This is a genomic window from Aliiglaciecola sp. 2_MG-2023, from assembly GCF_030548145.1.
Classification (GTDB): Bacteria; Pseudomonadota; Gammaproteobacteria; order Enterobacterales; family Alteromonadaceae; genus Aliiglaciecola; species Aliiglaciecola lipolytica_A.
The window spans coordinates 188,857-204,597 of record NZ_JAUORY010000008.1; the positions used below are offsets into that span (position 1 = coordinate 188,857).

The following is a 15,741-nucleotide window of genomic DNA, read 5'->3' on the forward strand; positions in this document are numbered from 1 at the left end:
AAGGTGAGAAAATGAATTGTCAGAAGTTTAAGATTATTTGGTGCAGTATTTTCACTATTGCTGGGAGTAGTGTATCCGCTGTCAGTTTGGCTGAGTCATTAGCGATAGATGAACGAATTACAGTAACTGCAACTCGTCAACCTCTTGCAATTATGCAAGCCGATAGTAGCGTAAGTATTATCGACTCAAGTGAGATTGAAGAAGTTGGGCATCAGCATATCAATCAGTTATTTCATACTGTACCCGGTGGTTGGATAAGCCGTGGCAATGGTCAAGAACACTTAACTGCTATTCGTTCTCCTGTTTTTACCGGGGCTGGTGGTTGTGGCGCATTTTTATTTGCCCAAGACGGTATTTCCTTGAGAGCTCCTGGGTTTTGTAACGCTAATCAACTGTTCGATGTGAACTCTGAACAAGCTAGTAGAGTGGAGGTGGTTCGAGGCCCCAACAGTGTTTTTTACGGCTCTAATGCAGTTCATGGACTGATTAACGTTATTAGTGCCGATGTTGAAGGTGTGCAAAATACAGTTTCTGCTGACGTAGGCGGATACGGTTTCCATCGACTCAAAGGCACTTTTAGTCAAGGCACTGCAGAGGCGGGTTTTGCCTTATTAGCGAATATCACTGACGATGACGGTTATCAAAACGACAGTGGTTTCAATCAGCAGAAAATTGACCTTATTCATCAGCAATCTGTAGGTCGGTGGGAAGTTAAAAATGTGCTTAGTTATGCCAACTTAAACCAAGAAACCGCTGGTTTCATTGAAGGCGAATTGAGTTACAAAGATGAAGCTATGCGGCGTATAAACTTGAATCCAGAAGCCTTTAGGGAGTCTAAGAGTTTTCGTGCTCATAGTCAGTGGCAAACAGAACTAGAACAGGGCGTTTTTAAACTAACCCCTTACGTCCGTTGGACTGATATGCGTTTTCTACAGCATTATTTACCTTGGCAAGCACTTGAAGAAAACAGTCAACAAAGTGTTGGTATTCAGGGCCAATATGAAAAGCACTTTACCGATGTTGAATTCATTTCAGGAATTGACGTTGATCTTACTAATGGTGAGTTAACAGAGTCCCAAGGGGAAGACTTTTCGCCGACTATTCCCCAAGGTGTTCACTATGATTATGATGTGGACGCTACGCTTATCTCGCCTTTTGTGCATACAAAATGGAGTATTACAGAAAATACGCAGCTAAGTGTAGGCGCGCGTTTTGATATGACGAAGTACGACTACGATAATCATATAACCGATGGTGATGTATGTGCAGCAGAGGTGGAAAATTGTCGTTTTACCCGTCCCTCTGATCAAACTGTCGACTTTGAACAGTGGTCTTGGCGTGTAGGCTTATTGCATTCAATCACTCCTAATCAAACTATCTTTTCTAATTTAAGCAGTGGTTTTAGAGCACCTCAAAGCACAGAACTTTTTCGCTTACAAAGCGGCCAACAAATTGCGAATTTAGACGCTGAAGAAGTGCTTTCTGTTGAGTTAGGATGGAAAGCATCGTGGGATGGGTTTCAGGCAGAAGCCGTTGCTTATCAAATGGAAAAAGAAAACGTAATTTTCCAAGATACTCAGAGACAAAATATTAGCGAAGGCAAAACAATGCATACGGGATTGGAATTCAATTTTCGTACAGCATTAGCTGATAATATTCAGCTTGATGCCAATTTGGGTTGGGGACGACATACTTATAAATCCGATTTAACCCTGTCTAATATTAACATCGAAGGGAATTATATTGATACGGCACCTAAAGTTTTGGCCGGAGCCAGATTACATTGGCAAGCTATGGAGACATTGAACTTCCGTCTGGAATGGACTCATATGGATGAATATTATCTAGATCCAGAAAATACAGCCACTTACGCGGGACATGACTTGTTTAACCTGCATTCAAGTTGGCAAATGAACGACAACATAAGTTTGTCACTACGATTAAATAACCTTACCAATAGAGATTATGCAGAGCGCGCAGATATCGCATTTGGCAATTATCGATATTTTGTCGGTTTACCTAGAACCTTGTTCGCTAGCCTTAACTTCACCCTGTAAAAATCTGCGGGGCTAAAACCCCCGCCTACACATTCCTACCGTAGCATGGCCTTTAGGCCATGGGGAAACCCTTACAACCGCGGGGCTAAAGCACCCGCCTACACATTCTTGTTATGTTTCTTTGTTCTTGTAGCACGGGCTTTAGCCCGTGGAAAATATATATCGATCACTGGGTTAGGTGCATAAAAGTTGTATTCATCAGCATTCTAATGATAATTTCACGTCTACTAAAAAAATCATTAGAAAAATTCTTAGTTCTAATGATGTTGGGAATTTACATAGGAATAAAAAATGGATAATAACGAAAATAGCCCGTATCAAGCTCCCGAGTCTGATCTTACTTCAACAGAGGCACCTACTGGATCTTGGGTTTATACCGGCCCATCAAATAAAGCTGTCGGCGATGGAATGACATGGATATCAGAAGGTTTTAGTTTATTTAAGCAAGATATTGGTATGTGGATAGTGACCATGATTGTTGGCTTCGTTGTCGCAATTGTGATCAATATTATTCCTTTCATCGGCTCAATCATTAGCATGTTTTTGACCTATATTTGGGTAGGTGGATTGATGTTAGGTTGTCAGGCTGCAGCAGAGGGTAAGCCCTTTGACATCAAATATTTGTTTGCTGGATTCTCATATCGCGCAGGCAGGCTAGTGGGCTTATCTGCAATTGGTGCTGTTATCAGTATTGTCGTTATGTTTGTAGCTATGGGTTCGGTATACATGGACATCCTCGCAGGAGAGAGCAGTCCTGAAATGATGGGTGCGCAATTTTGGTTATCATTTTTAGTCGCAATGGCGTTAATGTTGCCAATGGTAATGGCAGTATGGTTCGCTCCAGCATTAATCGTATTACAAGATATGCCGGTTTTTGCTGCGATGAAGGAGAGCTTTATCGGTTGCTTTAAAAACGTGATGCCATTCTTAATCTACGGCATAGTGATGTTGGTGCTATACATTGTAGGCGCTTTACCATTAATGTTAGGTTTGTTAGTGGTTGTACCTTTGCTGTTCACATCAATGTACGCATCTTATCGTTCAATTTATTTGACCGAAGCTGCATAAGCTAGCAACAATAGCTGGAGTCATTCGTGACTCCAGCGTTCAAATCTAGGATATGTAAGTGCCCATAAGTGCGATCAAAATGATTAGTAAATGAGGAACTAAAACAGTTGGAGTTAAAGCGTTTGTCGCATAACTCACAATCAATTTCATGCTACTAGGACGGTTAAACTCCCATTGGCTATTGTATTGCATACCAGTGTCTTGCATCGGATTTAGTAATGCTTTTTCAACTGCCAAAAGTCGCTGACTAATTCTCCCCTGAAAGGTTTTCCAAATTCCATCGAGCATCCAAAACACGATACACAGTGAAGGTACGATAAAATCAAGCTGTACATGAAACACTAAAAAGCTGCATAAGATCACACTGAAAACTTTAATCAACAATGAAAATTTCTCATAACTGTCGTATTGGTACTGTAATGTTGTCCATTCTTGTTGCAGGGAGCTAGGGTTAACTATGTCCAAAATTTATTCCTATTTATACCGGCGCTAGGTTCAAAAGTATTTGTAATTCAACCTCAGTATTACAGACAAAAAAACGGCTCGCAATGGAGCCGTCAAATTTTGTTGTTGGTATTGCTTAGCTAATATTTATCTCATCATGTTGATGAATAATTAAATACGTTCGTTCAAAACGCTGGCAATTGCAGAATCCATCAAACCTTGTTCAGAAACCCAAGCTCGCAAGGTTTTACCGTCAGATTCAGGCGCATTCAACTGACTTTTTGGCATTTTTTTAACTAACAAAGTCCCAGTTTCAATTGCGCCGGCTTTAAATGCAGTGCGAATTAGGCTTTCTCCATTACAACTTACAGAAGCGTAATAGTCTTGAAGTTTAAGTCTGTAGTCGGTTTGAACGACTTTCATTTTTTTACGTAACTCGGTTTTATCATCCGCTTGAACAATAGTGCAGATATTTTTCAATGCTTCATTCACGTCAGCTTGAGCTTGCCCAGCGAACACAAATGATAAGGCAACAATAGACAGCGAAGTTTTAACTATTTTCAACATGGTTATTTCCTCAATAAATTAAAGTTTAAATTTTAAGCGTGTTTCGATGGCGCGCATTAAACGTGAAAACCCTAGTTGCCGATAGCATTGGGAGAATACATTCGTATGTCAGTGGATACCTTAAAAATACTATCTAGTCCTTTAATCCATTTGGTATTACTGAGTATGATAGACAGCATTTTTTTAACATGTTGATTTGTATGAATATTGAACAGGTGTAAAAGGTGATGATTAGCGCATAATGGTGAAATAAAGCTCATCAGCAACCACGAGAATTAAAATTATTTCTTCTGAATTTAGGCTAAAGCATCAATTTTCGTTAAGCGTTTAGGTAGTTGTTTGTTCAAATAGATAAAGCGTCCCCATGTCCCAGCTAGCACTAGGGTTTGTAAAATTACTTGCGTCAGCCAAAGACTCTCGCCACCTTGCTTGATAAAAGATAACCCTGCAAATCCAACCAAGCCTAACCACAGAGCAGTTAAAATCACTGCGCTGACTTTCCAGTAGTACACTTGGTTGCTTAGTTTTTTACGTTTGAATTCTAATAGCTGATTGATATCCAGACTGTGCTCGAAAGGTTGCGATTGACGTAAACGAAACGCCCAAAGGCTAAATGCCAAGGGAATAGGACTTAACGCCGCGAACAATAGCTTGCCAAGAGTTGTATCAGCATAAACTAATAAAAAGTACACGCAAAAAACGCTAACGCCGCAACCTGTAATTAAATCAATCCAGGCTTTTAGCTTTTCCCGTTGGTTGTTTCTGGCAACTTGCAGAGCTAATTTGTGTACGTCTATTTTAGGCGTATTTTGTTGAAAGGCTTGCTGCCATTGTTCAAATTTCGGATCCATGATTGTTCCTCTACAACAATTGTTCTAGTTGTTGCCGAGCTCTACTGGCGCGCTTGGCAACAGCGGCTTCAGACAAACCTAAAACACTAGCAATCTCTAATTGGGTAAAACCTTCCAATTGCATAGTAATAATTTGTCGATGGCCAAGGGTTAGTTGACGCAGCGCTGACATTAGGTCTAATTGTTTATCTTGATGGGTGGCATTTGACGACATTGTTTGCAAATCATCAATATTCTCATCTGACAGGTTGTTATTGCGTCGGCTTTCGCGCAGTACATGATCAACTGAACGATTGTGAGCAACTCGTGCAATAAAGGTTTTTATGCTGCTGTCACCCCTAAAAGTCTCCAGAGCTCGCCAAACCGCCAAACTAATATCTTGAATCAAGTCTTCTCTTAGCCCCAAATCGGCTTCATAAGTTGCTGCAATACGTGCCAATAACGGCGCGTATTGCGACAAAATATCTTCAATCCTTGCAGTTTGAGTCACGCACCTTCCTATTGATCGTTGGTGAGATCTTTAAATGCCACATAGTTTATACAAAGCAACCATGGACCGAGTAATAATGCGCTAAGTAAAAACGTAAATGGCACAGCCATTATTGCCAGTAGATTGATAGCGAAAACTACTGTTAGGGGTTTCCATGCGCGAAGTGCTAAGCGAATTCCGTTGTTAATTGAAGTCGGTATATTTTTGTTTTCTAACAAAAGGTATGCAGGTACAAACATCAACAATATGCTAACCGGGGTAGCTGAGGCAAATATAATGGATAACTGCGCAGGCGTCACATCTACCATTTGAGCATAAAACAATAATTCGAGGCCACTGCTCCCCAACATAGCAACAGCTGTGAGCACTTGCGCCGCAGTCGGGAGTAACAATAACAAACTCAACAATGGTAGTTTCGACCAACCTGTATAGAGTCTTAAACTTTTGAATGTAAAAGATTTATGCAGTGATATTTGATCTAATACTGGCCACAACGAAGCGATTAGTATGGCCATCACTAATTTAGATGTGATGACACCAAAAGGAGCGGGTAATAATTGAAATAGACCTTCAATAATGATTGTTGCCAACATTAAAAAGAATATCTTAAACGGTGCTTTTAAGCATAAATTTAGCCCTCGTTTTAACCAAATAAAACTTTGTGATGGTGTGGTTTTTTCATGCATTTTTAACGTTGCAGTGTTCATATCAAATCTCTCGTTTTAGTGAATTACTTAAATAGTCGAGACAAATGAAAATAACCTGACATTTTTTTTCAATTTTTTTAAAAAGTATTTTCCACGACATTAAAAACTGTTTTTATATACAGCTTGTAGATTGGTGTTATACTTATTTTTGGAATCTAAAAGAGACATGGAAATGCACAATCTTAAAACCATTTTAGTGATAGCTTGTTTCTGTATTTTAGGGTTGGTTGTTGTTCCTTATGCCCAAGTTGTTTATTCAGGAGATCCAAATTTGAATACTGAAAATGTAACAGGCGAGTTCGAAGTAATCATGCAACCGCAAACGGATGCCGAATTTTCAGTTGCAAGAATGACCTTGGATAAAACTTATCATGGTGAACTTGACGGCCAATCGAAAGGACAAATGCTAAGTCATATGACCGAGGTTAAAGGTTCTGCCGGTTATGTGGCATTAGAATCGTTCACAGGTACTTTAGACAGCAAACACGGCAGTTTTGTGTTAATCCATCAAGGCATTATGAACAAAGGCGAACCGTCTTTAGCGATTACCGTGGTACCTGATTCCGGCAGCGGCGAATTGACCGGTATTGTGGGTACTATGAACATTGAGATTAAGGACACAAAGCACTTCTATATTTTTGATTACAAGCTACCTTAGTTGATTTACTTGGTGTTGAATGAACCACCTTCAACACTTCTATCCTTAAGCTAAACGCCCTTTATATCTAATCCCTGCAAATACACCTATGTTTAATCGTCGTCTTTCTACTTGCATTTATATATAAGTGGTTATATAAATGCTTATATAGAGGTGCGTATGAACAAAGATTTTCTAAATGAATTAGGTGAACTGGCGTTAGGCAGTCGCTTAAAACGAGTCAGTGAACGAATGATGGCAGATGCTGCCGCGGTGTATCAGCATTTTGATATGAACATTCAGCCCAAATGGTTTACTTTGCTGGCTTTATTAGATCGAAAAAAGCAAGTAAGCGTAGTAGAAGCTGCTAATTTGCTGGGATTAACTCAACCAGCCCTGAGTCAATTCAGTCGACAGTTAGAATCTAAAAAATTAATTGAGATTCAGTTAGACACTGAAGACTCAAGAAAAAGAGTACTGAGCTTATCAACGCTAGGGCATCAAAAAGTCGCGGAAATGCGACCTGTATGGGCGGCCGTTGATAAAGCGGCCAAAGATTTATGCAGTGAGTTTGAAAATCACTTTTACGCTTCATTGCAGACTTTCGAAAAAGCCCTTGATAAACGCTCGTTACTTGAGCGCAGCAAAGATCATTTTGAGCCATTAAATACCTCCCAAAACACCAATATCGTGGATACAACTATGTTAGAAAACAGCCTCACTTTTTTAGATTTTGAACCGGATTTAGCGCCATTTTTTGAGCAAATTAACAGCCAATGGATAAAAAGCATGTTTGTGCTTGAAGATGTCGACAAACAAGTATTGGGTCAACCTCAGGAAAACATTATCGATAAGGGAGGCAAAATTTGGTTTGCTAAGCATTCCCAATTAGGTGTCGTTGGCGCTTGCGCATTATTAAATAAAGGAGATGGCGCATTCGAACTGACTAAGATGGGCGTGTTGGAGAACGCCCGCGGTTTAAAAGTAGGTGAAAAATTGCTTCAGCATGTCATCGCCCAAGCGAAACTATTGCCTATCGACTGCCTATTTTTATTAACCAATGCCAAATGCGAAGCCGCCATTCATTTGTATGAAAAAAATGGCTTCACACATGATGCGTTGATTATGGATAAATACGGTAAGAGTTATCAAAGGTGTGATGTGGCTATGCGTTGGAGCGACGCATAGCTTAGGGATACTTGCTGCTAGTTAGAGATTTGCGCACCACTGAGACAACTCGTCGGCTACTGGGCGTTTATGTTCGGCTAAAAAAGCCAAATAGGTTTTTGCATCACGATTTACAATTCGTTCAATGGGAAAATTAATTGATTGCGCATGACCAATACTCTTTTCGTAATTACCTAAATCAAAAGCGATATGCGCATCACTTGAAAATACAACTTTCCAATCATGCTTATCTATTAGTTCCAGAATGCGAACGCAATTAGGTTCGCTGCCTTGCCGTGAATGAGTGAAGGAGCTGTTATTTATCTCCAGTACAACATTATGTTCCTTGGCCGCAATAATTACTTCTTCGTAGTTTATCGGAAAGTTTGGGTTGCCCGGATGACCGATTATCTGGCAGTCTCCACCGGCAATAGTGTTTATTAGTGCTTTGGTGTTGATGGTTTTACTCGCTGGTGCGAATACCGGTTCATGGAAACTCGCAATAACAAAGTCTAAGTAAGGTTTCATACCATTTGGCACATCTAACCCCCCTTCAGGTGGCAATATATTTGCCTCAATGCCTTTAAGACAGGCTATTCCATCGACAATTCGTGGTATCACATTACGATTTCCAAAGTGCCAAGGGTGAGGCGAGTCAGGCATTTCAGGTCCATGATCGGTTAATGAAAACATTTGTAACCCTTTCACTTTAGCTTGCACAAAATAATCATGAACGGTGCTATATGCATGTGTGCTGGCGATGGTGTGTGAGTGGGTGTCTACAAGAATTTTCATTGCTTTTGTTATCCTTTTGGCGTTTAACTGCAGATAAATAACAACATCACTTTAGATGGATCTTGTTATTGTTCAGTAATTTATATAGCGAATTTATTGCGCATCAATGACAGGGATATTGGAAACTTAAAATACATGGAAATTGAGCGTTGATACGACGTTAAATGAATGCTTCAAAACTATACACTAGCAGTGTATCAATTTATGCTAGATTGGTGAAATAAAGCAGGGAGACAGATTAATTGTAAGGCTAAACAGCTAACCTCCTTGCTAACATTAAGTGCGCGAAACTAACCATAATGGGAGAGCAAATTGGACATATTCATGCGAGCAGCCATTGATGAAGCTATCAAAGGCAAACAGGAAGGCGGTATCCCTATTGGTTCAGTTATTGTTTATCAAAACCAAATCATTGGTCGTGGACATAATCGCAGAGTGCAATCTGGTAGTCCCATTTTACACGGTGAGATGGATGCCTTCGAAAATGCTGGGCGACAACCTGCAAGTGTATACCGTGAGTGCATTTTGTATACAACATTGTCACCCTGTTCAATGTGTTCAGGGGCAATTCTGTTGTATGAAATTCCTAAAATTATCATTGGTGAAAATCAAACCTTTATTGGTGAAGAGCAATTGCTTAAACGCAGAGGTGTTGAGCTAGAAGTTCTGCAGGATCCAGAATGCATTCAACTGATGGAGCAATTTATTACTGAATCTCCCGAATTATGGAATGAAGATATTGGTACTGAATAGCTAGAAAAAGTAACTTTAGGTCTTTGAATGTTTACTCTATGTTAATAATTTTTGACATTGAGTTTGTTTAGGTATACATTTCTTCCAGCTTAGTTGGGAGGAACTTGCATGGACATGTCATTTAAAGAGAAAAGTCATTGGATTTCATTAGTCAGCACAATTTGTATATTTGGTTACTACTTTTATAGCATTGTGATGCTCACTGGTATCCCGATTGAAGAGGCTAAAGAAAGTGCCAAAGATTTACTGATTCAAGCTATTGGTCTTAGTGTATTGGTAGAAATAGTGCTGCACAGCATGTTGGCAGCCACCAATCATAAAGCAGCTGAAATGGGCGCTGACGAAAGAGACAAACTGTTTGAATATCGCGGTAATCAAGTTGGCTATACCATTTTGGTGGTCGGCGTAGTTTTTACCCTTGGACGAATAATTACAGTTGAATATAATCCTGAATTTGCCGACCACTATAGTTCTATGCAAATTCCACTGTTAACTGCGCATATATTGATGTTTAGTTTCATTTTGTCTGAAGTCGCTCGATTTTCTGTCACCTTGTTTAATTATCGTAGAGGATATTAGGGTGGCAGACATACCTATTACTAATCGCATACGTGAAAAGCGCTTTTTTGCTAACGAAATGACGCAACAAGCGCTAGCGGACAAAGTTGGGGTGACCAGACAAACCATTATGGCGATCGAAAAAGGCAAGTATTCCCCTTCTTTGGAAGTTGCCTTTAAAATGGCTGAAGTGTTTGAATGTCACCTAGATGATATTTTTCAATATCAACCCAAATAAATAGTACACTTTTAGATCATCAGCAAAGTATAATGCTGGCAATTAACAATGAATTTAAGTTGTTTGAGCAATATTAGAATGGGGCAATTCCTTTTGAATTGCCCCTTTTTACAAATATTGGCAAACCTCGGAGCAAATAAATGAGCAAACCCGATAACTGGACAATTGAAGACGCAGAGAAGTTGTACGGCGTTAAGCGCTGGAGTAGCGGCTATTTTGAGATTGGTCCTAACGGAAATTTGCATGTTACCCCTGATGTAACGAATGCTGAAATGCGCATCGATTTCAAAGATGTTATTGAAGAGATCAAAGAAGAAGGAATTCAGTTTCCTGTTGTTCTTAGATTTCACGACATTCTGCGGTCACAAGTTGCGTTGTTAAATGAAACTTTCATCAAAACCATCAAAGATTTTGGTTATCGCGGAGAGTATCGCGGTGTTTATCCTGTGAAAGTTAACCAAATGCGCGAAGTGGTGGAAGAGATTGTCGATGCGGGTAATAAATATGCTTACGGCTTAGAAGCAGGTTCTAAAGCTGAACTACTGACGGTTCTAGCCTACAACACCAACCAAGACTCACTAACCATTTTAAATGGTTATAAAGATGAGGAGTTTATGCGTTTGTCATTAATGGCGCGTAAACTTGGACGCAAAATAATTGTCGTCATTGAAAAGTATTCTGAGCTTTTGTTGTTAGTCAAACTGGCCAAAGAATTAGACATTGAGCCGATTATTGGCCTGCGCTCGAAAATGACCGTGAAAGGTCAAGGCAAGTGGGAAGGTTCTGGTGGTGATCGGGCTAAATTTGGCCTCACCAATACCGAGATTATTCAAGCGGCTCGTTATCTTGAAGCTCAAGGCATGGGGCAGTGTTTTAAACTACTGCATTTCCATATTGGTAGTCAGTTGACGGATATTCGCGCCGTTAAAGACGCCATCAGCGAAGGTGCGATGATCTACTCCGAATTACACCATATGGGCTTTCAGCTCGATTATGTTGATGTTGGTGGTGGACTTGGTATTGATTACGACGGCAGTAAATCTACCAATGATTCATCTCGCAACTACACCATTGCTGAATATGTAGCAGACGTTGTGTTTGGTATGAAGGAAGTTTGTGATCTTGAACAAGTGCCTCACCCAACTTTAGTAACCGAGAGTGGTAGAGCTATCACCGCTCATCACAGTTGTGTTGTGGCAGAAATTGTTGGTGAAATTCGCTCTAACAGTGCGGAAATGGAAACTGATTTCGAAGAGCACGAGCATATTTTAGTTACCAATATGCGAGACCAAATTCGTTTATTGTCAACCCAAGATAACTTACAAGAAATTTTCAACGATGCTTCTCAATACAAAGAGCAAGCGGTATCTGCGTTTAAACTGAGAGTTATTAGCTTTGAAGAGTTAGCGAAAATCGAAACCCTTTATTGGCAAATTATGGTTAATTTGCAAGAGCGTTTGCAAAATGCTGATTTTATTCCTGAAGAGATGCAAGAGCTTGATTACAACTTATCATCGCAATATTTGTGTAACTTCTCGGTATTCCAATCAGCTGCTGATACATGGGCGATTGATCAAGTATTACCGATTGTGCCGCTTTCTAGAATGAATGAGCGACCAAATGTAAACTGTTCGCTGGTGGATATAACCTGTGACAGTGACGGTAAAATTGACCAATTTGTATTGGGTAAAGGTATTTCAGATGTATTGCCTATGCACAAACTGAACAAAAACGAAGACTACTATTTAGGTATGTTCCTCACCGGAGCGTACCAAGATGTAATGGGTGACATGCACAATTTGTTTGGTCGTTTGAATGAAGTGCATATCTTCAGTCATGATGATGACCCTCTCGATTTTTATATCGAAGAAGTTGTCACCGGATCGTCTGTAGATAATGTGTTATCTATCATGCAATACAACCCAAGCTTTATGGCGCAATCCGTTAAAAAATTGATTGATGCTAAAATTGCCGAAGGTGAAATTAAGCCTAGAGAAGGCGTTAAGTGGACGGATTTTTACGAAAATTGTTTGAAAGGTTATACCTACCTAAAAACCTCGTAATTGAAATCTAGGTGGTGTATTTGCATCACCTAGATGATCCCATTTCTGAAATGCTTTTACTGCAGATAGTGATTTACTCAATTCACTGCATTAAAGGTTTTTGCAATTGTCAGCGCATGTCAGTAAAGCGCTAAGCTGCGGTTAGCCCCCAGTTTGTTTTGCCAATTGCAGTTTTTGAGTTTCTTCATAAGATTCAAAATAAGCCTGCCAGAATTTTGCAGTAAAACTATTGATAAGATTTGATTCGGCATTCATCAGCATCGCGTAACCTACTTTCTGATCTGGTGCAAAAGACACGTCCGCGCGATAGCCCTTCACCCAACCACCATGATAGTTTAATTTGTGGCCTTTAAAGTCGTAAATCCGCCAACCTAAGCCATAATGGGCATCTTTCAAGAACCGTCGCCAATCTCGTCTGCGTAACTCTCGTGTTGTTTTGATTTTTTCTGAGGTGACCGTATCAACTATTTCTGGGGGAATAACCTCTGGATATTCTCCTAACATTGCGCGCACCCAAATCGCCATGTCTTCAATACTGGCGTTTACTCCCGCTGCTGGACCATAACGATAATAATCATCTTGAACTTTGGTTTCTCGCCATTTCGAGCGGGTGATTGCCACATGGGGTTTTGCCCATTTTGGTGAGCTTTGTAAACCTTGTCTTCCTGTACTGGCGTGCGGCATTTTTAATGGTTTAAAAATGCTCTCGCTTAATTCTTTACCATAACTACTTTTATGGTTGATGTAATAATCTTCAAGTACGCCAAATAATGCATTTTGATAGGTGTAACATTTGCCTGGAGAACACAAGGGCTCTAATTTCGCTAACTGTCCTAGAACACGTTTTAACGAGTAATTCGCTTCAATTAAATTGTCGTAAGCATTGGGGATATATCCACTGGACTGGCTTAACAAATGTCCAAGGGTTATCGGATTGGGATCTAACCGATTAAAGCCGTATTCGGGCACAATCTCTAGTATCGGTGTTTGCCACGTAAACTGTTTTTCTGCGACTTTTTTGGCCATTAACACACCGGCGAATGTTTTCGACACAGAGGCCAATCTAAACACAGTATCGGTATCAATTTTTTGACCAAAATTTTCAGTCAAACCATAACTAATCACCTTAGCCGGTTCGCCTTTACGAATAAAAACAAGAATATAACCAGGCACATTGTGCTTCATAGCTTGTGCTTGGGTTTTGGAGGCAAAGTCGTAAAGCCAGCTATCTTCTTCAGCGAAGGCCGGCGGGCAGACAATTATTGTCAACCAGAAAAGGACAATTAACGTTAAACATCTCATCATGACAAGGATACTAGTTGAAGGTGGCTGAAACAACAGGGAAATGAATTCACTCTAATAAGGGACTAATTTCATATCACTTCCGTTTTCAGCGCGTTTTATTGATCTTTTGCGGTTAAACTTGCTCTAAGTTGGCTAAAAGTAACCTTTATGAATACCAAGCAAATATACCAACAGGCGCGCAAATCCCGTGACCCTCGATTTGACGGACAGTTTTATGTGGCAGTGAAAAGCACGGGCATATTTTGTCGGCCAATTTGTCCTGCGCCTTCACCAAAAGAACAAAATGTCGAATATTATGAACTGGCACCTTTGGCAATGCAGGCGGGCTTTCGTCCGTGTTTACGTTGCCGCCCTGATAGTGCACCGGGTTCTTTTGCTTGGAAGGGCACCACTACTACACTCGAGCGGGGCATCAAATTACTGCGTGCTCACCCCGAGTTAAATGTTGAGGATATTTGTGAAAAATTGGGTGTCAGCGATCGCTATCTGCGTGATTTGTTTCAAAAGAAGCTGGGAATATCACCTAAAAAGTTTCGTTTGTTTGACCAGCTATTGATGGCTAAAAATTTATTACACAACAGCACATTATCGATTGACGATATAGCTATCGCCAGCGGCTTCACTAGTGCCCGTCGGTTACAAGCTAACCTGCAATCCAACTTGCAACTCACGCCGACTCAGATTCGTAAGAGCGCAGCCAGAAAAATCACCTCGCCCCACGGTAGTGAGCAGGGAATGAAGTCAGCCTCATTACACATTCAGTTGGCGTATCGAGCCCCTTACAACTGGCCGCATTTACGTGACTTTTTAAAACTACGGGCGATTGCTGAGATAGAAACCGTGACTGAAAATAGTTATAGCAAAGGATTCACCTATGGCAATGCGCTAGGGCATTTTACTGCTACTTTAAACGCTACCAAGAATTGTTTTGACGTGTCGCTCAGCATCAATGATTTGAGTTGTTTTCAAGCTGTGGTAATGCAAATCCGGCGTTTATTGGATTTGGATTGCGATCCGCATATCATTCACACGAGTTTGCAGGCCACCGGGCTACCCCATGACATTATTGTTCCAGGAATTCGAATTCCTGGTGTTTGGAGTGCTTTTGAGGCTGCTTGTCGAGCCATTTTAGGGCAACAAATTTCAGTTAAAGCCGCGGTCAATCTGGTTTCTCAATTGGCTCATGAACTTGGCGGAAGTTATCAGCAGCAACGACTTTTTCCTTCCCCTGAGGCTATTGCCGAGTCAGATTTGAGCTTTCTTAAAATCCCTGACAAACGCCGACAGTGTTTACGGGATCTTGCCAAGTTCCAGGTTCAAAATGGGCTGTTAAGTGACTGGCAAAGTATCAAAGGAATTGGCCCTTGGACGGTGGCTTATGCCAATATGCGCGGGCTTTCCAATCCGGATATCTGGTTAGATTCTGATTTGGTGATCAAAAAGCAAATTCAACAACACCTTTTAAATCCCGATGCAGCGGCTCCATGGAGGAGCTATCTTACTTTTCAATTGTGGAGCATGGCATGACGCATAGCAGTGATTTATTTTATAGTTATCTCGAAACGCCCATAGGGCAAATAGAAGTTTGTGCAAATAGTCAGTGTATTGTTTCTATATTTTTTTCAGAATCTCAACAAGACATTTATCAAGGCAACCCCATAACGGAAGAGGCTGTAACTCAATTGAATGCCTATTTCGAAGGTAAGTTAACCCGTTTTCAATTACCTTTGGGTGCTGTAGGTACTGACTTTCAGCGCCAAGTTTGGCAGGCATTAGCAAATATTCCTTTTGGTGTGACATGCAGTTATGCTGATATAGCCAATCAATTACACAACCCCAAAGCCGTTAGAGCTGTAGGGGCGGCAAATGGCAAAAACCCACTTTCTATCGTTGTTCCTTGTCATCGAGTGATTGGCAAAAATGGCACACTTACCGGTTACGCCGGCGGATTAGAACGTAAGTCATGGCTATTAGAATTTGAACAAAAAGGTCAATAACTCCTACTTGTTATTAAATCGGAGTGAGCAAAGGTAAATGATGT

The 15,741-nt window shown here is 40.5% G+C and carries 17 protein-coding genes; 10 read left to right on the forward strand and 7 right to left on the reverse strand.

Going from position 1 to position 15,741, the window contains the following annotated elements:
• Positions 1-11: 11 nt before the first annotated feature.
• Together Q4567_RS10765 and Q4567_RS10770 are read left to right on the forward strand one after the other, a co-directional pair.
• A complete protein-coding gene (locus Q4567_RS10765) occupies positions 12-2,057 on the forward strand; it encodes a TonB-dependent receptor (RefSeq protein WP_303500362.1) in 2,046 nt (681 codons plus the stop codon).
• A gap of 291 nt (positions 2,058-2,348) precedes the next feature.
• Complete coding sequence (locus tag Q4567_RS10770) at positions 2,349-3,125, forward strand: BPSS1780 family membrane protein (RefSeq protein ID WP_216048603.1); 777 nt, start codon at positions 2,349-2,351, stop codon at positions 3,123-3,125.
• 45 nt (positions 3,126-3,170) lie between these two features.
• On the opposite strand, the gene Q4567_RS10775 is transcribed toward Q4567_RS10770, so the two are convergent.
• The 5 genes from Q4567_RS10775 to Q4567_RS10795 form a co-directional block, all read right to left on the reverse strand.
• A complete protein-coding gene (locus tag Q4567_RS10775) occupies positions 3,171-3,590 on the reverse strand; it encodes a hypothetical protein (RefSeq protein ID WP_216048604.1) in 420 nt (139 codons plus the stop codon).
• Positions 3,591-3,740: 150 nt separating this feature from the next.
• A complete protein-coding gene (locus Q4567_RS10780; protein ID WP_216048605.1) occupies positions 3,741-4,136 on the reverse strand; it encodes a DUF3718 domain-containing protein in 396 nt (131 codons plus the stop codon).
• A 296-nt stretch (positions 4,137-4,432) separates the two neighbouring features.
• Positions 4,433-4,987, reverse strand: a complete 555-nt coding sequence (locus Q4567_RS10785; RefSeq protein WP_303500364.1) for a hypothetical protein — start codon at positions 4,985-4,987, stop codon at positions 4,433-4,435.
• Positions 4,988-4,997: 10 nt separating this feature from the next.
• On the reverse strand, positions 4,998-5,477 hold the full coding sequence (locus tag Q4567_RS10790) for an RNA polymerase sigma factor (protein ID WP_303500365.1): 480 nt from the start codon (positions 5,475-5,477) through the stop codon (positions 4,998-5,000).
• Between the two features lie 8 nt (positions 5,478-5,485).
• The gene (locus tag Q4567_RS10795) at positions 5,486-6,184 is read right to left on the reverse strand and encodes a hypothetical protein (protein ID WP_303500366.1); all 699 of its coding nucleotides are present in this window, start codon (positions 6,182-6,184) and stop codon (positions 5,486-5,488) included.
• 172 nt (positions 6,185-6,356) lie between these two features.
• Between Q4567_RS10795 and Q4567_RS10800 the strand changes: the two genes are divergently transcribed.
• Both Q4567_RS10800 and Q4567_RS10805 read left to right on the forward strand, forming a co-directional pair.
• Positions 6,357-6,842 (forward strand): DUF3224 domain-containing protein, encoded by a 486-nt coding sequence (locus tag Q4567_RS10800; RefSeq protein ID WP_216048609.1) that lies wholly within the window; start codon positions 6,357-6,359, stop codon positions 6,840-6,842.
• A 159-nt stretch (positions 6,843-7,001) separates the two neighbouring features.
• Positions 7,002-8,009, forward strand: coding sequence for a bifunctional helix-turn-helix transcriptional regulator/GNAT family N-acetyltransferase (locus Q4567_RS10805; protein WP_216048610.1), 1,008 nt, complete (start codon positions 7,002-7,004; stop codon positions 8,007-8,009).
• Positions 8,010-8,030: 21 nt separating this feature from the next.
• Here Q4567_RS10805 and Q4567_RS10810 read toward each other — a convergent pair whose 3' ends face one another.
• Entirely contained in the window at positions 8,031-8,783 is a 753-nt protein-coding gene (locus tag Q4567_RS10810; protein WP_216048611.1) for a phosphatase, read from the reverse strand.
• Between the two features lie 312 nt (positions 8,784-9,095).
• On the opposite strand from Q4567_RS10810, the gene Q4567_RS10815 reads away from it, so the two are divergent.
• From Q4567_RS10815 to speA, 4 genes are all read left to right on the forward strand, one after another.
• Positions 9,096-9,536 (forward strand): nucleoside deaminase, encoded by a 441-nt coding sequence (locus Q4567_RS10815; protein ID WP_216048612.1) that lies wholly within the window; start codon positions 9,096-9,098, stop codon positions 9,534-9,536.
• A 108-nt stretch (positions 9,537-9,644) separates the two neighbouring features.
• Positions 9,645-10,115, forward strand: coding sequence for a hypothetical protein (locus Q4567_RS10820; protein ID WP_303500368.1), 471 nt, complete (start codon positions 9,645-9,647; stop codon positions 10,113-10,115).
• Position 10,116: 1 nt separating this feature from the next.
• On the forward strand, positions 10,117-10,332 hold the full coding sequence (locus Q4567_RS10825) for a helix-turn-helix transcriptional regulator (protein ID WP_216048614.1): 216 nt from the start codon (positions 10,117-10,119) through the stop codon (positions 10,330-10,332).
• A gap of 140 nt (positions 10,333-10,472) precedes the next feature.
• Positions 10,473-12,395 (forward strand): biosynthetic arginine decarboxylase, encoded by a 1,923-nt coding sequence (gene speA / locus Q4567_RS10830; RefSeq protein ID WP_216048615.1) that lies wholly within the window; start codon positions 10,473-10,475, stop codon positions 12,393-12,395.
• Between the two features lie 141 nt (positions 12,396-12,536).
• On the opposite strand, the gene Q4567_RS10835 is transcribed toward speA, so the two are convergent.
• The gene (locus tag Q4567_RS10835; RefSeq protein ID WP_216048616.1) at positions 12,537-13,700 is read right to left on the reverse strand and encodes a serine hydrolase; all 1,164 of its coding nucleotides are present in this window, start codon (positions 13,698-13,700) and stop codon (positions 12,537-12,539) included.
• Positions 13,701-13,847: 147 nt separating this feature from the next.
• On the opposite strand from Q4567_RS10835, the gene Q4567_RS10840 reads away from it, so the two are divergent.
• Positions 13,848-15,227 (forward strand): AlkA N-terminal domain-containing protein, encoded by a 1,380-nt coding sequence (locus tag Q4567_RS10840; protein ID WP_303500371.1) that lies wholly within the window; start codon positions 13,848-13,850, stop codon positions 15,225-15,227.
• Positions 15,224-15,697 carry a methylated-DNA--[protein]-cysteine S-methyltransferase gene (locus Q4567_RS10845; protein ID WP_303500373.1) on the forward strand — a complete coding sequence of 158 codons (474 nt, stop codon included), beginning with the start codon at positions 15,224-15,226 and terminating at the stop codon, positions 15,695-15,697. The genes Q4567_RS10840 and Q4567_RS10845 overlap by 4 nt, the downstream gene beginning before the upstream one ends.
• Positions 15,698-15,741 lie beyond the last annotated feature (44 nt).